The organism is Prevotella sp. 20925_1_30, from assembly GCF_041433025.1.
GTDB classification, from domain to species: domain Bacteria; phylum Bacteroidota; class Bacteroidia; order Bacteroidales; family Bacteroidaceae; genus Prevotella; species Prevotella vespertina.
In genome coordinates this window covers 1-21,087 of sequence record NZ_JAPWAR010000020.1, presented here as the reverse complement: position 1 = coordinate 21,087, position 21,087 = coordinate 1, and the positions used below count along the sequence as shown (strand labels likewise).

14 protein-coding genes are annotated in these 21,087 nt (G+C 40.3%); 10 read left to right on the top strand and 4 right to left on the bottom strand.

Annotated features, from left to right (window positions below):
* Positions 1–23: 23 nt before the first annotated feature.
* The 6 genes from O3603_RS09015 to O3603_RS08990 all read left to right on the top strand — a co-directional run bounded on the left by O3603_RS09015 (position 24) and on the right by O3603_RS08990 (position 9,339).
* On the top strand, positions 24–1,622 hold the full coding sequence (locus O3603_RS09015) for a hypothetical protein (RefSeq protein WP_371522330.1): 1,599 nt from the start codon (positions 24–26) through the stop codon (positions 1,620–1,622).
* Positions 1,623–2,076: 454 nt separating this feature from the next.
* Positions 2,077–2,523: an HU family DNA-binding protein gene (locus tag O3603_RS09010; protein ID WP_371522329.1), complete on the top strand. Its 447-nt coding sequence runs from the start codon at positions 2,077–2,079 to the stop codon at positions 2,521–2,523.
* A gap of 538 nt (positions 2,524–3,061) precedes the next feature.
* The gene (locus tag O3603_RS09005) at positions 3,062–4,177 is read left to right on the top strand and encodes a phosphatidylinositol-4-phosphate 5-kinase (protein WP_371522327.1); all 1,116 of its coding nucleotides are present in this window, start codon (positions 3,062–3,064) and stop codon (positions 4,175–4,177) included.
* A 40-nt stretch (positions 4,178–4,217) separates the two neighbouring features.
* A complete protein-coding gene (locus O3603_RS09000; protein WP_371522325.1) occupies positions 4,218–6,293 on the top strand; it encodes an alpha amylase C-terminal domain-containing protein in 2,076 nt (691 codons plus the stop codon).
* A gap of 4 nt (positions 6,294–6,297) precedes the next feature.
* Positions 6,298–7,254: a hypothetical protein gene (locus O3603_RS08995; protein ID WP_371522323.1), complete on the top strand. Its 957-nt coding sequence runs from the start codon at positions 6,298–6,300 to the stop codon at positions 7,252–7,254.
* Between the two features lie 90 nt (positions 7,255–7,344).
* Entirely contained in the window at positions 7,345–9,339 is a 1,995-nt protein-coding gene (locus O3603_RS08990; RefSeq protein WP_371522321.1) for a helix-hairpin-helix domain-containing protein, read from the top strand.
* Positions 9,340–9,539: 200 nt separating this feature from the next.
* Here O3603_RS08990 and O3603_RS08985 read toward each other — a convergent pair whose 3' ends face one another.
* The 4 genes from O3603_RS08985 to O3603_RS08970 form a co-directional block, all read right to left on the bottom strand.
* Positions 9,540–10,310, bottom strand: a complete 771-nt coding sequence (locus tag O3603_RS08985; RefSeq protein WP_371522319.1) for an ATP-binding cassette domain-containing protein — start codon at positions 10,308–10,310, stop codon at positions 9,540–9,542.
* Complete coding sequence (gene secA, locus O3603_RS08980) at positions 10,291–13,647, bottom strand: preprotein translocase subunit SecA (RefSeq protein ID WP_371522317.1); 3,357 nt, start codon at positions 13,645–13,647, stop codon at positions 10,291–10,293. Before secA ends, O3603_RS08985 begins: the two co-directional genes overlap by 20 nt.
* A 133-nt stretch (positions 13,648–13,780) precedes the next feature.
* The gene (locus O3603_RS08975; protein WP_009435101.1) at positions 13,781–14,143 is read right to left on the bottom strand and encodes a hypothetical protein; all 363 of its coding nucleotides are present in this window, start codon (positions 14,141–14,143) and stop codon (positions 13,781–13,783) included.
* Positions 14,136–15,326, bottom strand: coding sequence for a DUF4105 domain-containing protein (locus tag O3603_RS08970; RefSeq protein ID WP_371522315.1), 1,191 nt, complete (start codon positions 15,324–15,326; stop codon positions 14,136–14,138). The genes O3603_RS08975 and O3603_RS08970 overlap by 8 nt, the downstream gene beginning before the upstream one ends.
* 156 nt (positions 15,327–15,482) lie before the next feature.
* On the opposite strand from O3603_RS08970, the gene O3603_RS08965 reads away from it, so the two are divergent.
* The 4 genes from O3603_RS08965 (at position 15,483) to O3603_RS08950 (ending at position 20,965) form a co-directional block, all read left to right on the top strand.
* Positions 15,483–16,790: a hypothetical protein gene (locus tag O3603_RS08965; RefSeq protein WP_371522313.1), complete on the top strand. Its 1,308-nt coding sequence runs from the start codon at positions 15,483–15,485 to the stop codon at positions 16,788–16,790.
* 63 nt (positions 16,791–16,853) lie between these two features.
* Positions 16,854–17,444 (top strand): LPS export ABC transporter periplasmic protein LptC, encoded by a 591-nt coding sequence (locus tag O3603_RS08960; protein WP_371522311.1) that lies wholly within the window; start codon positions 16,854–16,856, stop codon positions 17,442–17,444.
* Between the two features lie 6 nt (positions 17,445–17,450).
* A complete protein-coding gene (locus O3603_RS08955) occupies positions 17,451–18,716 on the top strand; it encodes a hemolysin family protein (protein ID WP_371522309.1) in 1,266 nt (421 codons plus the stop codon).
* A 101-nt stretch (positions 18,717–18,817) separates the two neighbouring features.
* Positions 18,818–20,965: a peptidylprolyl isomerase gene (locus tag O3603_RS08950; protein ID WP_371522307.1), complete on the top strand. Its 2,148-nt coding sequence runs from the start codon at positions 18,818–18,820 to the stop codon at positions 20,963–20,965.
* Positions 20,966–21,087: the final 122 nt, after the last annotated feature.

The following is a 21,087-nucleotide window of genomic DNA, read 5'->3' as shown; positions in this document are numbered from 1 at the left end:
GATTATAAGAAAGGAAAACTAAAATGAATAAGTTTATGAAGAGAACAACTATCGGTTCAGCAATGCGAAGTCTATGTTATGGCTTTGCAGCATTATTGTTTGCTGCTAGCTGTGCGAATGACGATGTTGCACAGAATGAAAAGCAAAAGAAAGATAACACTCCTGCTGGCGCAACTGTCTTTACAGGCACTTCTCAAACGGAAGCCACAACACGTACCGCAATTCTTAATCATACAAAGGGTTCGGATGCTTCTGTAAATTGGAGCAGCACAGACAAGATATGGGTAAAGGACGATGGAGGACACTGGCAACAGAGTGGAGCTGTAACATTCCCTGTTGCTACTAATAAGGCACAAGGAGTGTTTGCTCTTTCGGGTACTTATACTGGTGCTACACACGATATTCTCTACACAAACAAGGCTGTTTCGGGGACACAACCACAAGTAGAGATAAAGACTACACAAACACAATCTGCACCAAATAACTTTGACCATGCAGGGGAATCGGGTGATTTCGGTATCGCAACAGGTAACAAAGCAGGCAGTAATTATAAATTCACCCTTAATCACAAAGCTGCTTATCTCTGTTTCATTCCTCGCTCAAGTAACCCATACGTAAATCGCAGTAAGTTGATTAAGGTTGAGATTATGAGCGACGACGATATTGCTGGTACTTACAATATTGCTGCCAATGGGGCTCTCACCCTCGCTTCAGGCGGCTCAAAGACAATCACCGTAACAACTGGTTCAGGCTTTGCAATCGATAATTCTGCTGATGATATGAGCAAGAATGCAGCCTACGCAGTCGTAGCTCCAGGCACACATACTTTCCGTGTTCGCTATTGGCTTCGCAATACAACAGATAACCCTGCTGGACCGATAGAGGGAACAGTATCAAAGATCATTACGCTAAACTGTACAGCTGGTTCAATTCAGGATATAACTGCTAATCTTGACCCACATGATTACGACGGCACCCATTACTATATGTGGGATGCACAGAATCAATACTGGGCTGGTCATAGTAGCAGCCAGCCAAAGATTAATGGTGGTAGCAGTAACGACTATCCCCAGAACAGCAGCGATACTAACAATCGTTGGTATAACGGGTATTACCCAGGTTATGGCGTAAGTAATCCTGCTACCCACACTTCATGTAAAGACCTCCCTAACATTAACGAGATGTCTTGGTACTGTATGTACGGTGATCCACGTTGGGATGGAGATGAATTATGGACTACTATGGGTCATTTATATAAAGGCGGCATGTGGTTTAAGAAGAAGTCTGTACTACTGGCAGAGAATCATTACGATACAGAGAAATCCGCTGATGGTTCTACTGACTTACGTACAACATGGAAGCAGTACAGCAACCCCAGCAGTAGTATCAACAACTCTGGCCTTCCTTCTGCATCCGATGCAAACAAATATTTCTACCTGCCCGCCTTGGGTTACTACAGGTATGGTCAGCTGTACAACGTTGGCGGCATAGGCTACTATTGGTCGTCAAGTGCTAACCCATGGGACAGTGACAGCGCGTACGGCCTGAGCTTCGGCAGTGGTGGCGTCAGCGCGTACAGCGACTACCGCGGCTTCGGGTTCAGGGCGGGGGCGCTTCAGTAGTTCTCGCGATTGCCCCTTTACAGGTGTCGCCCTCTAAGAAGCCCCACCCCGATCCTCCCCGAAGGGGGAGGGAGTGCCTAACGGACAGGGGGTCCGCTGAATGCGTATTCCGTTGCTGCGCTCACCGTATCTACGTGCTGGCGGATGCGTATTTAGCTACTTGTAGATACGCATTGCGCAGCCGTTAGATGCGTATCTAACGGCAGCGCTCACCGCATTCAGCAGCAGCGCTCACCGTATCTAACAGCACGTAGATACGCATTGCGCAGCAAGGGAATACGTATCCAGCGGAAAGAGGGTGCTGAAAGGAGGAAGAAGAGACGATGAAAGGGAGGAAACAAACCAAGAAAATAGAATGGGGCAGCATGAAGATGCACGAAGAAAGCTGCAGAGGCGTGCTGCCCTACGCTATGATAAACAACAATAGTATTAATAATTTAAAGTCGAAAGAATCATGAAAATTCGTTTAGTACCAAAGAAAAATCCGCAGAAGCGGGAGGAAGTGAAGTTTTATGCTAACCCTGTTAACCTTGGGCATAAGTCGCTCGACGACATTGCACGTGACATTGCGGGGCGTTCGTCCTTGACACGTGGTGATGTGTCGAACGTGCTGTATAACTTCATTGATTGTCTGCCACATTATCTCCGTGATGGTTTCAGCATTCAGTTAGGTAATTTTGGTTCGATGCGTGTTACGCTGTCGAGCAAAGGTGCAGAAACTGAAAAAGCCTTTAAGACTGAGACAATTAAGCCTCGTGTAGTCTTCACGCCGGGAACGGAATTGAAGCGAGAGTTGGGTACGAACTCTTATGAGTCGGTGAAGAAGAAAGAAAGCCTCACCCCCGTCCCCTCTCCGAATGGAGAGGGGAGTGAAGACCACACAGGACCGCAGGCAGGGTAAAAGCCCCACCCAAGAAAGCCTCCCCAAGCCCCTCCAAAGGAGGGGATGTCTTTGTTGGATATAGTTTGAAACGAATGAAAGCATGTAAGTAGGGTTATGGACATCCCCTCCTTCGGAGGGGCTTGGGGAGGCTTTTACCACGGGGGCATTTTTAGATTGATTCAGGGTATCAATCGTTCTGTAATAAGACAATCGATTATATTAATTGTGAAATTAATGTCTTTCAAAACTAGTGTATTAATTTGGTTCTCTCGCTCTCGTGGTACGGCCTCACCCCCAGCCCCTCTCCTACAGAGAGGGGGCGCCTAACGGGGTGGGGCTTTTGTATAAAATAAAAGTATTATGCTTTGGTAACTTTAAGTATTAGTTTTGCCTTTGCCCATTGATCTTTAATACTGATGTTGATTCACGCCCTTGCTTAAAAGTTTGAAGATACAGCTTTAAAAAGGATTTATTAATTTGTGACTTTCATTGAAATTCTTTATCTTTGCAAACGTCGGGTGTTTAAGCCTGTACAATTACTTTAAAACTGATTGGCGTGAGAAATAGATATCTTATTATATTACTATTACTTCTAACTTCTCTTTCAGTCTTTGCGCAGAAGATAGAGATAGGGTCGTGTGTTACCAGTGATGGGGGGAATTACCATGGGCAGATGTTCCGAGGGAAGCCTAATGGTAAAGGTAAGACGGTCTACAAGAATAAGGATGTCTATGAAGGCGAGTATATGAAAGGTTTGCGCCATGGGGATGGTACTTATATCTTTGCTGATGGTGAGAAGTATGTTGGACAATGGTTCCAGAATCAGCAACATGGAATGGGAACCTTTTATTTTTCGAATGGAAACCGATATGAAGGCTTGTGGTATAAAGATTATCAACAAGGTCAAGGCACCATGTTTTATTACAATGGAGACAAGTATATTGGTAATTGGGAACATGATAAACGCAGTGGAGCTGGTAAGTATATCTTCGCAAATGGAGCCTCATACGATGGTATGTGGGCAAATGATATGAAGAACGGAGACGGTTGTTTTAAGTGGACGGATCATTCTTCGTTTACGGGTAACTGGGTTAATAACATGAAAGAAGGCAAGGGCGTTTATATCTATTCGGATGGTGATAAATACGATGGCGAATGGAAGAACGACCTTCAGAATGGTAAGGGTATCTACAAGTTCAAGGATGGCGAGGTTTATGAAGGCGAATATGTAGATGGTCAGCGCACAGGGCAAGGTATTTTCCAATATAAGAATGGAGATCAATACACAGGTCATTTCTTGAATGGATTGAAGTCTGGTTTTGGTACGATGTCCTGGCATAATGGGGATATATATACAGGTTATTGGGAAAAGGATTTGCAGAATGGGCAAGGAAAGTTGACTAAGAAGAATAAGGACGTCTATGAAGGGCAGTTCAAGAATGGTGAAGTTGAAGGGCTTGTTATCATTCACTATGTTGACGGAAGCAAGTTCAAGGGAAACTATCATAATGGTAAACGAAATGGTAGTGCTATTGAAGAAACTGCTAATGGCGTACGCTTTGAAGGCAACTATAAGGACAACCAACGTGACGGAAAGTTCATAGAGCGAGACAAGAATGGTAAGATTACTGCCATCGGATTTTATGAAAATGGAAAACGTCACGTCAACTAGCTTAACTTAAAGATATAATAACGAACAAAATACATTTACCATGGTTACAAAGAAGAGTATAACTAAGAGTGCACCTAAAGATGTTGTAAAGAAGAGTAAGAGCGCACCGGCTCATATTGGGCTTGTTAAGAATGACTCATATTTGTCTCCGTATGAAGATATTATACGTGGGCGGCATGAGCATGCGCTTTGGAAAATCAAGCAACTGACGCAAGACGGGAAGATGACCCTTTCTGATTTTGCCAATGGATATAACTATTATGGTCTACATCTTACCGATGAAGGCTGGGTCTTTAGGGAGTGGGCACCTAACGCTACAGATATCTATCTTGTCGGCGATTTCAATGGTTGGAAGGAGTTACCCTCTTACAAATGTAAGCGTATTGAAGGCACAGGTAACTGGGAGTTGCGTCTTCCTGTTCATGCAATGGAGCATGGACAATACTATAAGATGCGAGTTCATTGGAATGGTGGAGAAGGAGAGCGCATTCCAGCTTGGGCACAGCGTGTTGTACAAGATGAGAATACAAAGATATTCTCTGCACAGGTATGGAATGTTGAAGAACCATACGTTTGGAAGAAGAAGAACTTTAAACCTAGCACCGATCCTCTACTGATTTACGAGTGTCATATTGGAATGTCACAAGATGCAGAGAAGGTTGGTTCATATACAGAATTCCGTGAGAATGTTCTGCCACGTATTATAAAGGATGGTTATAATGCTATTCAGATTATGGCAATCCAAGAACATCCTTATTATGGTAGCTTTGGTTATCATGTTAGTTCTTTCTTTGCGGCTAGTTCGCGCTTTGGTACTCCCGAAGAGCTGAAAGCACTTATTGATGAAGCACATCGCAATGGGATAGCGGTTATTATGGATATAGTCCATTCGCACGCTGTAAAGAATGAGGTGGAAGGACTAGGGAACCTTGCTGGTGATCCTAACCAATACTTCTATCCAGGTGATCGACACGAACATCCAGCTTGGGATTCTTTATGCTTTGATTATGGTAAGGATGATGTACTTCATTTCTTATTGTCTAATTGTAAGTATTGGTTAGACGAGTATCACTTTGACGGCTTCCGCTTTGATGGTGTAACTTCCATGCTTTATTATAGTCATGGTTTGGGCGAAGCTTTCTGTGACTATGGTGATTACTTCAATGGACATCAGGATGATAATGCCATTTGTTATCTGACGCTTGCTAATTGTCTTATTCACGAAGTAAACAAGCATGCTATCACGATTGCAGAAGAAGTATCTGGTATGCCTGGATTAGCTGCGAAGTTTAAGGATGGTGGCTATGGTTTTGATTATCGTATGGCAATGAATATCCCTGACTATTGGATTAAGACCATTAAAGAATTGCCTGACGAGGCTTGGAAACCATCATCTATCTATTGGGAGATAAAGAACCGACGTGCGGATGAGAAAACCATTTCCTATTGTGAATCTCATGATCAAGCACTTGTTGGAGATAAAACGATTATCTTCCGTTTGATAGATGCTGATATGTATTGGCATTTCCGTAAGGGAGATGAGAATGAAATGGCTCATCGTGGTATTGCATTGCACAAGATGATTCGTTTGGCAACTATTGCCGCTATGAATGGTGGCTATCTCAACTTCATGGGTAATGAGTTTGGTCATCCAGAATGGATTGATTTCCCACGTGAGGGCAATGGTTGGAGTTATAAGTATGCTCGTAGACAGTGGAATCTCGTGGATAATAAAGAACTTTGTTATCATTATCTTGGTGACTTCGATCGTAAGATGTTAGAGGTTATAAAGAGCGAGAAGAAATTTAATACAACACCTTTACAAGAGATATGGCATAACGACGGAGATCAAATATTAGCTTTCAGTAGGGGAGAACTATTGTTTGTATTCAACTTCTCACCAACTCGTTCTTATGCTGATTATGGGTTCTTAGTACCAGACGGTTCTTATGTTGTAGAGTTAAATTCAGATGCGAAAGAGTTTGGAGGCAATGGCTTTGCTGATGACTCTGTAGAGCATTTCACCAACCCTGACCCTCTTTATACCGATCAACATAAGGGATGGCTCAAGTTATATATTCCTGCTCGCAGTGCAGTGGTATTGAAAAAGAAGTAAGTAGATGATGGAAAGTAGGTTTATACGCATAGTATGTGCTGTTTTGTTTTGTTTATTCTCATTCTGCTATCTCTATTTCTTTCAAGCAGATGTGATGACGATTGTACAGTACTTAGCGTCAGGGGGACAAACGTTCTATAATCCTTTGTTGGGTGCAGTACTGATAACGATTACCTTAAAGTTATTGCAAATAGGTATCAGTTCCTGGACGAAACTCTCTAAGCGTGGCTATGCTTTAACCTACTTTCCCTCTTTCCTTCTTTTGACAATAGTATCGGATATTAGACCAACCGCTACTGGGGTTACTTTGGGCAGTTGGTTGTGGATAGCTCCATTATTGCTTATCCTTTATGCGATTATCGTAATAATGACAAAGCGATTTGAGCCTTATGAACCAGAGTTACGTAGTTTTGGCATATTCTCTCAATTAACATGGATGAGTTTAGCTATCTTCCTTTCGTTCTTCTTGCTCACAGGACTCTTCAGCAATACCGATAAATATTATCACCAGCGTGCAAAGGTAGAGGCTTTGATAGATAAGAGAGATTATGCTGGCGCATTACAAGTCGTGAAGACTATGCCACATACCGATTCCGTTACTTCGATGTTGACAGTGTATGCGGTTGCACGTAGAGGACACTTAGCTGATAGTCTATTCTACTATCCCTTAGTTGGAGAGGGGAGGGTCTTACGTCCTGGCAAAGTTCATTCATGGCTCCAGCCCGATAGTATTCTGCAAAAGGTAACCCACACTTCTGCTAACTACCAGCTAATAGGCTTCCTCCTTGATCGTAACCTTCAAGAGTTTGTGCGTTACCTACCGCAATATTACCCAGTAGATAGTCTCCGTCCTCAATATTATAAGGAGGCTTACGAACTTTACGCACTTCGTAAAAAAGGACTCACACCAGATAAACCTTATAAGAAAGGTAGTTATACCGCATATTACTTCTTAAAGTAGAAGTCTTTTTCTGCCTTTTCTCTACAATCTTTATCCTGTTAGGATTGAGCCACCTTTTACCTAATCACACTCATTTAAAACCTTACGTCTATGAAGCGGCTAATACTCTTTTGTTTGATATTATGCTCCACCATCCCTATCATTGCACAGCAAAACATGACATGGGAGGAATGTTTTGAACAGTTTTATGCAGAGAGTGATATCAATGAGTCAGATAAAGAGGAAATCTTTGCAATATTGTCCGAATTGTTGGAACACCCATTAGACCTCAATACTGCGACACGTGAAGACTTAGAGCGTATTCCTTTCTTGAATGCCCAACAAATAGAAGATATCCAAGCGTATGTATATCAATACCATGGGATGCGAACGTTAGGCGAGCTATCCATGATAGAGTCCTTAGACTTCCAGCGAAGACAATTACTCTCTTACTTTGTTTATCTGTCGCCAGTAAGTGATAATAAACCATTTCCCAGTCTGAAAGAAATCCTGAGCAAAGGGCATCACACGTTACTCTTTACTTTCAAAGCCCCTTTCTATCAGCGGAAAGGCGATATAAATGGCTATCTCGGCTATCCGTATAAACACTCTTTTAGGTATAATTTCCATTACAATGATTACTTTCAAATAGGTTTGATAGGGGCACAAGATGCGGGCGAACCCTTCTTCTCCAATAAGAATAAGTTTGGATATGACCACTATAGTTTTTATATCCAACTTCGTAAACTGGGAAAGATAAAGGACTTGGTTCTGGGAAGATACAAACTAAGTTTCGGACAAGGACTAGTCATCAATAATAATTTGAGCTTTGGTAAATATGCCGCTTTGTCAACGTTGGGCAGACAGAATAATGGGATTCGGGTATATTCTTCCCGCTCTTCGATAAACTATTTGCAGGGAGCAGCAGCAACCATCGAACTTGCTCACAACTTGGATCTAACCACATTCCTCTCGTATCGGACGATTGACGCAACATTAACAAGTAACGGAGATATAAAGACGATTCTAAACACTGGCTATCACCGCACAGCGAAGGAGATGGAACGGAAAGATAACGCTTCCCAATTCACAACGGGAGGTAATCTTAATTGGCGATGTGGTGGTTGGGCTCTTGGATTGACCGCACTCTTCACTCACTTTGATAAAGCTCTTAATCCTAACACGAACCTGTATTATCGTCGTTATGCGCCATCGGGCAATGACTTTTGGAATGTTGGTATAAACTATAGCTATATGCGTAAGCGTTGGAGTTTGGCAGGTGAGACTGCAACCAGCAATGGAGGGACATTGGCTACAATCAATAACATTTCTGTTCAAGTGAAGTCGAACTTATCATTATTAGCCATGCAACGTTACTATCGTTATGATTATACGGGATTGTTCGCACGTAGTTTTGCCGAAGGAGGGAAGATTCAGAATGAAAGTGGATTGCTCTTAGGAACTAATTGGGAAGTAAAACATGGACTTTCACTCATTGTCTATACTGATTATTCTTATTTTTCTCATCCTCGTTTTGGATCGCATACTGCTAGTCGTACTTGGGATAACGTTCTAAATATATACTACATACATAAAGTTTGGTCCTTATGTGCAGGATATAAATTAAAGTTGAGAGAGAAAGACGATTTTAATAAGGCTGCACTTATCAATGAGATTACTCAGCGTGGCCGATTAACATTGAACTATAAGGCAAAAACGTGGGTTAGTAAAACACAATTCGATATATCAGCATGCCATTACCTCAATAATAGTATTGGATACATGGCGAGCGAGAACGTTACGTGGATACCCAACTCTCGGCTTCAACTCACAGCATTACTCGGATACTTCCACACTGATGATTTCTCTTCACGCATCTATATCTATGAGCGTCGACCGCTTTATTCGTTTTCCTTTCCTTCATTCTATGGGATAGGTTTACATTATGCTCTCTTTGCACGGGCAGAACTATCTCCTAATCTAGCCCTAATCCTCCAATCCTCTACAACCAGCTACTTTGATCGTGATAAGATTTCATCAGGTTTGCAACAGATTAATGGTTCTACAAAGTCCGATTTAGAACTGCAAATGCGCTGGAAATTCTAGTCATTTTGACGTGCCTAAAGGTGCCAATTTATATGTAAAATTAGGAGCTTTATAATTCGTTGAAAATCAATCATATATAGGATTTACAAAAAACGTACCTCCATTTTACTAAAAACGGAGGTACATTTTATCGAAAACGGAGGTACGTTTTTAGTAAAATGGAGGTACGTTTTTTCGAGTTTACATATTTAAACTCAAAATTACGTCCGAGCGGATCTGAAATATTCACTTAAAATCTTTGTTGATTCAGGGGTGATAGGATCGATGTTTTTGATAATCTCCCCATGTTCCATCAAGACAACTCTGTCACTGATATCTATTGTGTGTTGAAGATTGTGACTAGAGATGATGACAGAGGCATGATACTTATTTTTGTAATCGACTAACAACTTTTTGAGAAGATTCTGACTACTGGGATCAAGGAAGTTGAAAGGTTCGTCAAGAATTACGGCACTTGCCTTAGGGAGTAAAGCCGCAACAATTCCAACCTTTTGTTTGTTACCCGCCGATAGCTCACGAATATATTTTGTTTGTCCAAGGATTTCGTCGCTTAGAAACTCCCTATAATCCTCAAGCCTTTCCTTCAATCCTATTGTTTGAATGTTATGCGCTTTAAGAATAAATGAAAAGAACTCCTCGGCTGTGAGATATTCTATGAGGAAAGCCTCATCCCAATAGGCTGTTATATGGCTCTTCCATGCGTCATCGTAATTTGCAATCGACTTTGTTGAAGGAGTGGGGGGAAGTCCATCTGCTGGTGAATCTTCTTGACATTCCTCGAAAAGGAAATCTACTGAACCTCCATTGGCTTTCAGTAGATTAAGGATCAAACGAAAAAGCGTGGTTTTCCCTGCACCATTATTTCCAACCAAACCTATAATCTCATTAGCTGGAAAACAAAATTCGGGGATAGACACAACTGTCTTATCCCCGAAATTCTTTGTGAGTTTATTAATCGATATTGCGACCATGGCAATTCTTAAACTTCTTTCCACTACCACATGGACATGGATCGTTAGGACGTGGAGTCTTTTCTGCGTGATAAGGAGTGCGATTTATCTCTTGAGCTCCTTCGCGTGTATCCTGTTGTGCAGCAGCACGCTGGTTAGGATCATCAAGTTCCACCTTCTCCTCATTATAACGCTGGCTGTGTTGTTCTGGCGCTGCTTCCTGAACTTCATCAGCTTGTTGCATCTCTGGAATCTGACCGCGCATGAGAACACTCGCTGTACGATTGTTCATATCGTCAATCATATTATCCCACAACTTCACACTCTCTAGCTTGAAGATGAGCAATGGATCTTTCTGTTCGTAAGAAGCATTCTGTACAGAGTGACGTAAGTCGTCCAACTGACGGAGATTCTCCTTCCAATCATCATCGATGATATGGAGAAGAATTACCTTCTCGAACTGCTTTACAACCGACTTTGCCTCGCTTTCGTATGCTTCCTTCAAGTCGCAAGGAATGTTATAAACGCGTGTTCCGTCTGTGATAGGAACCATAATACGTTCATACATTGCACCTTGTTTCTCATATACGTCCTTGATAATAGGCCATGCTACGCTTTGGATGCGATCCGTCTTGCGTTTGAATGCTTCCATAGCTTGTTGGAAACTACGCTCTGCAAGCTCCTCTTGATTTGTACCTGTGAATTCCTCTTCGGTGAAAGGACATTCCATGGTGAGAATCTTTAAGAACTCTTCTTTGCAGCCCTCATAGTCATTATGCTCGATGATACTTACGCAACGGTCCCAAATGATATTGGATATATCCATACCGATACGCTCACCCATAAGAGCATGACGACGCTTCTCATAAATAACTGTACGCTGCTTGTTCATGACATCATCGTATTCCAACAGACGCTTACGGATACCAAAGTTATTCTCTTCAACCTTCTTCTGGGCGCGCTCAATACTATTTGAAATCATAGAACTCTCAATACGCTCACCATCTTCGAAGCCTAGCTTGTCCATGACCTTTGCAATACGCTCAGAACCAAAGAGACGCATCAACTTATCTTCAAGAGATACATAGAAAACTGATGAACCTGGGTCACCTTGACGACCTGCACGACCACGAAGCTGACGGTCTACACGACGACTTTCGTGACGCTCGGTACCAATAATTGCCAAACCGCCTGCATCTTTTACTTCCTTCGTAAGCTTGATATCGGTACCACGACCAGCCATGTTAGTGGCGATAGTTACTGCACCGAGTCCATCTACTGAACGTCCTGCCTCGGCAACAATCTGAGCTTCTTTCAAATGCTGTTTAGCATTCAATACCTGATGTGGTATCTTACGCATGGTAAGCATCTTACTTAGTAACTCACTGATTTCGACAGATGTAGTACCAACAAGACAAGGACGACCTTGGTTTCTCATTGTCTCTACCTCATCGATGACTGCAGCATACTTCTCACGTGCTGTCTTATATACGCGATCCTCCATATCCTTACGAAGAATAGGGCGGTTTGTCGGAATTTCAACAACATCTAACTTGTAAATGTCCCAGAACTCACCTGCCTCTGTGGAAGCAGTACCCGTCATACCTGCTAACTTGTGATACATACGGAAGTAGTTCTGTAATGTGATGGTTGCGAATGTTTGTGTAGCGGCTTCCACCTTTACATGCTCCTTTGCCTCAACAGCTTGATGCAAGCCATCGCTCCAACGACGACCTTCCATGATACGACCAGTCTGCTCATCAACAATCTTAACCTCACCATTCAGAACGACATACTCATCATCCTTGTTAAACATGGTGTAAGCCTTCAATAGCTGTTGCAATGTATGTACACGTTCGCTTTGTACACCATAATGTGCCATTAGGGCATCCTTCTGGTCGATGTATGTTTGCTCATCAATTAACTTGTCATCCTTCTGCTTCTCAAGTACAGATAGCTCTGTTGTGATGTCTGGCAATACGAATAGTTGATTATCATTTACCTTATTAGCTAACCAAGCTGTACCCTTATCAGTAAGGTCACAAGAGTTCATCTTCTCATCTGTTACGAAGTAGAGAGGCTCAATAGCTTTAGGCATTTCACGGTTATTATTAGCCATGTAATACTCTTCGGTCTTCAACATACCAGCCTTGATACCATCTTCTGACAAATACTTGATGAGAGCCTTATTCTTTGGTAGAGCCTTGAAGGAACGATACAAAGCAAGGAATCCTTCTTCTTGTAGCTTTTGTGCAGTAGACTTATCATTTGTTTTCTGTGCTTCCGCTAACTTATGACGTGCTTCTGATAAAAGTTCTGTAGCTTGCTTACGTTGAACCTCATAAAGACTTTGTACTAATGGCTGATACTCCTCAAACATTTGATCATCCCCCTTTGGAACAGGACCACTAATAATAAGAGGGGTACGAGCATCATCAATCAACACAGAGTCGACCTCATCGACGATAGCATAGTTATGTTGGCGTTGTACGAGATCGGCTGGAGATACTGCCATATTGTCACGAAGATAGTCGAAACCGAACTCATTATTGGTTCCGAAAGTAATATCTGCCTGATAAGCCTTACGACGTGCTGGAGAGTTAGGTTGGTGCTTATCAATACAATCAACAGAGAGTCCGTTGAACATGTAGAGAGGTCCCATCCATTCAGAGTCACGCTTTGCAAGATAATCATTAACGGTTACGACATGTACGCCATTACCAGTCAAAGCATTGAGGAAAACAGGTAAGGTCGCAACAAGGGTTTTACCTTCACCAGTTGCCATCTCAGCAATCTTACCCTGATGCAATACAACTCCACCGAAGATCTGTACATCATAGTGAACCATCTCCCACTTGAGATCGTTACCACCAGCAGTCCAATGGTTGTGGTAAATAGCGTTGTCACCATCTATAGTGATGAAGTCCTTAGCTGGGTCTGCCGCTAGCTCTCGGTCGAAGTCCGTAGCTGTAACAATAGTCTCTTCATTTTCAGCGAAACGTCGAGCTGTATCTTTTACAATAGAGAAGGCAACTGGCATAACCTCATTAAGTGCCTTCTCGTAATTGTCAAGAGCCTCTTTATCAAGTTTATCAATTTGATTAAAGATTTCTTCACGCTCATCAATAGGAGTTTCTTCGATCTTTGCGCGTAGTTCAGCTATCTTATCACGTTGCTCTTTACCTGCATCTTGAACATACTTCTGTATTTCTTTTGTTTTTGCACGTAGCTCATCATTACTGAGAGCTTTAATCTCTGGATATGCTTCCTTAACCTTATCTACAAAAGGCTGAATAAGCTTCATATCACGACTTGACTTATCTCCAAAAAGTGCTTTTAATATCTTATTGAAATTCATTTCTTATTTTTTAATACGTCCGTTTATGTGTTGTTGTTTATTTATGGACGATGAATATTATTATTTAAAATCTCTTTTGTCCATGCTGAATCTTTCTCATTGCATGTATGGATATTTCTATTTAAACTTCATATTAAGAGGTAAAGCTGGGTGCACGAATCTTAATTCCGGATCTTAATGAGGGATTCGGGAGAAAAGATGATAATTGTTGTGTATGATTAGAATAAAGTGTAAATACTGGTGTGTATTTATCAGATAACTCCGAAATAAATGCAATTTGACTTTGTGCAGGCTCTATCTCTTCTTCCTCTTTTATCTGTTTTATTGCATCAAGAATTGAGAGAATATCCTGTTCTATACCTTTAAAGGCCTGCTTATGACATAAATCTTCTATTGTAGCATCACCCAATGCAATCCTAAGCGCAGACTGATAGGTCTGTGCTTCTACTCCTGTTGAAGCAAGGACAACAAGTAAAGCGGTGATGTATTTATTCATTTCTATTTATCTTTTTGACTGATTTATCTAATCTTATGTGTAATATGCAGTGTAAAAGCAAGAACAATGCCATAATTAGAATAGCTGTAGGAATATGTTGGAAGAAAGCACCAATAAAACCTAATATAATAAGCACTCCCCATATCTTCCACCATATATTTGATTCTTGCCGTTTTGTCTTCTTGATAGTCTTGTAGAGGAAGAACAATGGAAGAGGGTTAAAGAAGAAGATAATTGCATTGAGACTTACGCATGGGTGTTGTGAGAATACCATCACAAAATAGATGATTCCGAGAAGCCCTGCTGCTAGCATTAGAATTGTGTCCCATACCCAATACATTTTTTTCTTGTAATTACTTATCACCATCATAATGGTGCATATAATGACAAATATGCAAGCCACTTCTAATGGAGATAAAGGGAACTCAGACTCAATAACTGATGTTTGAGGTGCAAGTAGTTCATGTGTCTCAATTACTAGAGGCTTCCCGTTATATGTTGCCTTTGCAAAGTCACGTCTTAGGTTATCTGGTAGAAACTGTTGTTCCGACTGTGAAACTTTCTTGTCTGCGTTTATACCAAGTAATAAGTCTTCTCCAAATTTCGACCATTCATAATTCTTATTCCATTCGTGAATTAATGAGCGGAAAGTCTCGTTTTGATTCTTAATAATTGGATATATGATTTTACCATGTAAATGGTCGACTATTATATTCCGTGCTCTTGTAGTACAATTATCATAAAAGAAATTGTAACGATATACTTGATTCTCTGGTTTTAGATTTTCCTCTAGTGCTTTACGAATAAGTTCTTTATCCTTAGGAGATATATTAAGGACTTGTTCTATTACTCCACGCCCTTCATAACTATATTGGGCAATAAACATATCCATTGGCTCTGCACCAACACGATAATCAGTTAAGCCAAAGATAAAACGAAGTATGAAGAAAGGCTGATCAGATGAGAAAAGACCATAATTAATGGCTATATCTTGCCCTGCTTTTTCGTCCTTATATCGTATAGCTGTGTGCCCATATTGAGCCCATATCTCTTTTCCGGGGGAACATGTCAAGAGAGAAATTTGAATGCTATCTGTATTATGACTCACAGATTGTGCTTCTACTGTTATCTGGATAATCGGTAGAAGACACATTATTATAATATATAGCACTCTCTTTTTCATTATTGTCCGCAAAGATAACAAAAAAGCATGAGAGCACAAAGAAAGCTTATTAAAAAACAAAATCCTTTATCGTTTTTCCGCTATATAGATTTTTTTTAATAACTTTGCGCCAATATATCTCTTAGATATTATCGTCAAATCAGAAAAAGAAAACGAATGAAAAAGATTATAGTAGCAGCACTATTGGCAGGGATGGTTATACAATCTTCTGCTCAAAGTGGCACTAATTCACCTTATAGCCAATATGGATTAGGAACTTTGGCGTCACAAGCTACAGGTTTTAATCGAGGTATGAATGGATTGGCATATGGTTTCCATGAGCGTAATCAAGTTAATTATATGAATCCTGCGTCCTATGCATCTGTTGACTCTCTTTCTTTTATCTTTGATGCAGGAATAGGACTCCATTTGACTAATTATGAAGAGAATGGTCATAAGGTCAATGCAAAGAATGCTAACCTAGAATATATCGCTGCTTCTTTCCGTGCCTTCAAGCATTTGGGTGTTAGCTTTGGCATATTACCTTATTCAAATATTGGTTATAACTTTAGCAATACAAAGAATATTAATGCCTTTAATAACCCATCATCTCCAAATGCCACCTTCTCTAATATATATAGTGGTAATGGAGGGTTACACCAAGTGTATTTAGGTGCAGGGTGGTCACCATTCAAAGGATTTGCATTTGGAGCAAATGCCTCTTATCTTTGGGGATCGTTGAGTCGTAATGTCATCAATACTTATAGTGACACTTACGTTAATACGTTATCTAAAGAGTATGCTTCACAAGTTAAAAGTTATAAGATTGACTTTGGTGTGCAATATAGCCATAAGCTCGATAAGAAGAATGAATTGACTTTAGGTTTAACTTATTCTTTAGGGCATAAGTTGAATTCGGATTCAAAGTGTTCTGTGGTTTCAAAGAATTCACAAACTGGTGTTTCGGATACGACAAGCTATGTTCTTGCAGATGCGTTTGAACTTCCTAACACTTTTGGTCTCGGTTTTATGTGGAATCACGATAATCGTTTAAAGATTGGTGTTGATTATCAGTTGCAGAAATGGGCTAAGATTAAATATCCTCAGTTGGATATAAATGGTAGTACTACAAATTATAGTCTTGTTGGCGGACAATTTAATGACCTTCATAAAATAACACTTGGCGGTGATTATTGTAAAGGAGAACGCTATCGTGGATTCTTTGACCGTATGCATTATCGAGCAGGTATTAGTTATGCCAGTCCATACCTAAAGATAAATGGGGTAGATGGACCTCGCGAGTTATCCGCAAGCCTTGGCGTTGGTATTCCTATTGTTAATGCCTATAACAATCGTAGCATATTGAATATTAGTGCCGAATGGGTAAATCGTAGTGCAACAGGTTTTGTAAAAGAGAACATGTTCCGAATCAATGTTGGTTTAACGTTCAATGAACGTTGGTTTGCTAAGTTTAAGGTTGAGTAATATATGCGTTCCAACCTCTCTGTTTTATTTGTAAGTTTAGGATTCATTATAGCAGTTTATGCCATGATATCTTGTTCTGAAGAGCATGAACACATGGCTCCTGCTATACGTGATCGTGATTCTGTCCCGGTCATGACCACGTATGGTGTTAATACGCTTATATCAGATTCAGGTGTTATCAAATATAGAATTGTAACAGAACAATGGGAGGTTAATGAGAATAAGAAACCATCTAGGTGGACCTTTAATAAAGGAATCTTACTTACTCAATTTAATTTAAAGAAGCATGTTGTCGGTTATATTCAGTGTGATACAGCTGTGTATTATGATCAAGATCGCCGTTGGGAATTGCATGGGCATGTGAAAATACTTACTGCACAAGGCCTTTCTTTTTATAGTAATGAACTTTATTGGGATGAACGTAATCATCAGATGTGGTCTCATACTTATTCACATCTCAAGACTCCTGATAAAGAATTAGAAGGAAATTGGTTTAGAAGTGATGAACAGATGACTGATTATGAGATTCGCCAAACGAAAGGGTGGGGAATATTCTCAAATGACAAAATGTTTCCTGGTTCTAACCTTGGTAACACGCCAATTAATACCAGTCATGTTGATAGTTTGAAGGGTTCTGTGATAAAAAGACGATAGAAGAAATTGGATATAAGTTTAATTATAGAAATTATAATCACAATGGTTTTATCTGCATTCTTTTCTGGAATGGAGATAGCTTTTGTGTCTAGTAATCGTCTCCTTGTTGAGATGGAGAAAGAGAAGAATGGATTAGCACAAAAATGTCTAACGGTGTTTTACAATAATCCAAATGGTTTCGTATCTACTATGCTTGTTGGAAATAATATCGTACTAGTTGTTTATGGTATACTTTTCGCACAGCTATTCGATGCAACGCTCTTTCATCCGTATGAGCCTGCTACTCGTGTTGTTCTTGATACGATATTGTCAACACTAATTGTCTTATTTACTGGGGAATTCCTGCCAAAGACTCTATTTAAAAGTAATCCTAACCGATTACTTACTTTCTTTGCTCCTTTAGCATACATCTTCTTTATCGTTTTATGGCCTATTAGTCGTTTTACAACTTTTATTGCTCGTGTTCTTTTGCGTCTTTTTGGAGTAAAGATAGATGAAAAAGAAAATGATGGAACGTTTACGAAAGTTGATCTTGATTACTTAGTACAAAGTTCTATTGATAATGCAGAGAATGAAGATGATATTGAGGATGAAGTGAAGATCTTTCAAAATGCTTTAGATTTTCAAGATACCAAAGTGCGTGATTGTATGGTTCCGCGTACGGAGATTAATGCCATAGAAGAGAATTGTTCGCTTGATGAACTTCAGCAGATGTTTATTGAAAGTGGTAATTCAAAGATTATAGTTTATGAAGGTGACATTGATCATATCAAAGGTTACATCCACTCTTCAGAGATGTTTAGAGCACCAAAGAATTGGCGTGATCATATCCGCCGAATGCCTTTCGTTCCAGAGACAATGGCTGCACAGAAACTTATGCAAGTCTTCCTTCAACAGAAGAAGAGTCTAGGTGTCGTTGTTGATGAATTCGGTGGAACTAGTGGCATAGTATCATTAGAAGATATTGTTGAAGAGATATTTGGAGATATTGAGGATGAGCATGATAACTTGAAGTATGTTGCTAAGCAAACTTCTGACAATGAATATGTTCTTTCAGCTCGTCTCGAGATAGACAAGGTTAATGAGATGTTTGACTTAGAGCTACCCGAGAGTGATGACTACATGACTATAGGTGGACTCATCTTACATGTTTATCAAAGTTTCCCTAAACTCAATGAAATTATAACCATTGGACAATATGAATTTAAGATAATCAAGAGTACCATGACTAAAATTGAACTTGTGAAGCTAAAAGTCAATGTAACTGACTAAGTTTGTGCATGAAAAATTATGATAATTGCCTTTTTCTTCGTATTTTTGTGGGCAATTTGTTGTACAGAAGGAATAATTAAAATCAAATAATAAATCTAAAAATGGCAGCATTAGGAAAAATTAGAAGCAAAGGAGGTATACTGGTAACCGCTATCGGTTTGGCCTTATTTGCTTTCTTAGCTGAAGCAGCTTTCCGCTCTTGCAATGAAATAAAGAGCGAAAGCCGACAGCAGATTGGTGAGATTCTGGGCGAGAAGATTAGTGTTCAGGATTATCAAAAGTTGATTGATGAGTATCAGTCTGCAATTAAGTTCACTATGCAACGTGATAATCTTACCGAGGATGAGCTTAATCAAGTAAAGGATCAAGTTTGGCAGCAATTGGTTAATAATCGTGTATTAGAAGCTGATGCAAAGAAGGTTGGATTGACTGTTACAGAACAGGAACTTTCAAATGTATTAAACGATGGTACTAACCCAATGTTGGCACAGACCCCATTTGTAAATCAGCAAACTGGTCGTTTTGATATTAATGCACTCCAACAGTTCCTTGATGGTTATAATAAGGCAAAGGCTTCAAACTCTCCACAGCTTGAGCAGATGCAGACGATTTATGACTACTGGCTTTTTGTAGAGAAGAATCTCCGTACACAACTTCTCGGTCAGAAGTATCAAGCTTTGTTAGCTAGCTGTGTTCTTTCAAACAAGGCTGAAGCTAAGATGGCATTCAAGGATAATAATGAGGAAAGTGATATTCAACTTGCATCCTTGGCATATAGTACTATAAAAGATGCTGATGTAAAGGTTACAGATGAAGATCTTAAAGCTAAGTATGAGGAATTGAAACCAGCTTTCCGTCAGAATACAGAAACACGCGACATTAAGTTCGTTGATTACCAGATTAAGGCTAGTTCTTCTGATAGAAATGCGATTGTTAAGGAAATGAACGAGCTTCAAAAGCAGCTTGCTACAGCTACTGACCCTTCATTGGTTATTAGCAAGAGTGGCTCTATGATTCCTTATCTTGGCTTACCTGTAAGTAGCAAGGCTTATCAGCAGTATCCTGACATAGCTTCAAAGATTGATTCTCTTGCTGTAGGAACAACAGGTGTAACAGAGAATAAGCAAGACAATACATTGAATATTATTCGTGTGATGTCTAAGGCTCAATTACCTGATTCTGTTCAGTTCCGTCAGATACAAGTTGCTGCTAATACTCCTGAAGAGGCTCATGCAAAGGCTGATTCTATACAGAAGGCATTAGCTGGTGGCGCTGATTTCGTTGCTATTGCAAAGCGTTATGGTCAGACAGGAGAAAAGGTTTGGTTCACTGGTCAGCAGTATGAGGCTGCTCCTAGCATGAGCGAAGATAATCGTACATACATTGAGGCGCTCCTTAATGGTGAAGTAAACGCAATCCAAAATGTTGCACTTACACAGGGCAATATTATCCTACAAGTTGTTGATAAGAAGGCTATGAAGACAAAGACAACAGCCGCTATTATCAAGAAGCTTATTGATTTCTCTAAGGCAACACGTAGCGATGCTTACAATAAGTTCTCTGAATTTGTTGCTAAGAGTACAACTGCAGCCGACCTTGAGAAGAACGCTAGTAAGTATGGCTATCATGTACAATCTCTTAACGATGTCTCAACTTCTGAACATTATGTAGCAGGTGTACATGGCACGCGCGATGCACTTAAGTGGCTATTCGATGCTAAGCAAGGCGATGTTTCTCCACTTTATGAATGTGGTGACAATGATCACTTGATGGTTATAGTTCTTTCTGCTATACATCCAAAAGGCTATCGTTCTTGGGATGACCCACAGGTTAAGGAGATTCTTAAACGTGAAGTAATCAAGGATAAGAAGGCTGAAAAGTTGATGGCTAAACTCAAGGGAGTTAATAGTATAGCAGCTGCTCAAGCTAAGGGTGCTAAGGTTAGCACAGTTAGTCAAATAACCTTCGCAGCTCCGGCCTTCGTACAGGCTACAGGTTCTGCAGAGCCTGCTCTCTCAGGTGCAGTCGCAGCAACTGCTGCAGGCAAGTTCTCTAAGAATCCTGTAAAGGGTAATGCAGGTGTATATGTTTTCCAAGTTGTAAAGAAGGCTCTTCGTGCTGGTTCTAAGTACAACGAGGCTATGGCAATGCAGCAAGCAGCACAACAGAACATGCAGTTCTTGAGTAACTTTATGCAAGACCTTATCCTCAAGGCAAATGTAGTTGATAATCGTTATCTCTTCTTCTAATAAAAGGAAGAGCTCAAACTAAGTATAGGGCATGTCCATTGTGAACATGCCCTTTTAAGTGCTTTATAATTCGATATAAAACAAAAGTTTTATGAAGAATGTTTGGTTGGTTTAAAAGAAAG

Bases quoted from the DNA above. Each gene is read 5' to 3' on its own strand.
- O3603_RS08960 (WP_371522311.1), top strand. From the start codon at position 16,854: ATGATATCTTGTTCTGAAGAGCATGAACACATGGCTCCTGCTATACGT.
- O3603_RS08985 (WP_371522319.1), bottom strand. From the start codon at position 10,310: ATGGTCGCAATATCGATTAATAAACTCACAAAGAATTTCGGGGATAAG.
- O3603_RS08965 (WP_371522313.1), top strand. From the start codon at position 15,483: ATGAAAAAGATTATAGTAGCAGCACTATTGGCAGGGATGGTTATACAA.
- secA (WP_371522317.1), bottom strand. From the start codon at position 13,647: ATGAATTTCAATAAGATATTAAAAGCACTTTTTGGAGATAAGTCAAGT.
- O3603_RS09010 (WP_371522329.1), top strand. From the start codon at position 2,077: ATGAAAATTCGTTTAGTACCAAAGAAAAATCCGCAGAAGCGGGAGGAA.
- O3603_RS09000 (WP_371522325.1), top strand. From the start codon at position 4,218: ATGGTTACAAAGAAGAGTATAACTAAGAGTGCACCTAAAGATGTTGTA.
- O3603_RS08975 (WP_009435101.1), bottom strand. From the start codon at position 14,143: ATGAATAAATACATCACCGCTTTACTTGTTGTCCTTGCTTCAACAGGA.
- O3603_RS08970 (WP_371522315.1), bottom strand. From the start codon at position 15,326: ATGAAAAAGAGAGTGCTATATATTATAATAATGTGTCTTCTACCGATT.
- O3603_RS09015 (WP_371522330.1), top strand. From the start codon at position 24: ATGAATAAGTTTATGAAGAGAACAACTATCGGTTCAGCAATGCGAAGT.
- O3603_RS08995 (WP_371522323.1), top strand. From the start codon at position 6,298: ATGATGGAAAGTAGGTTTATACGCATAGTATGTGCTGTTTTGTTTTGT.
- O3603_RS08950 (WP_371522307.1), top strand. From the start codon at position 18,818: ATGGCAGCATTAGGAAAAATTAGAAGCAAAGGAGGTATACTGGTAACC.
- O3603_RS08990 (WP_371522321.1), top strand. From the start codon at position 7,345: ATGAAGCGGCTAATACTCTTTTGTTTGATATTATGCTCCACCATCCCT.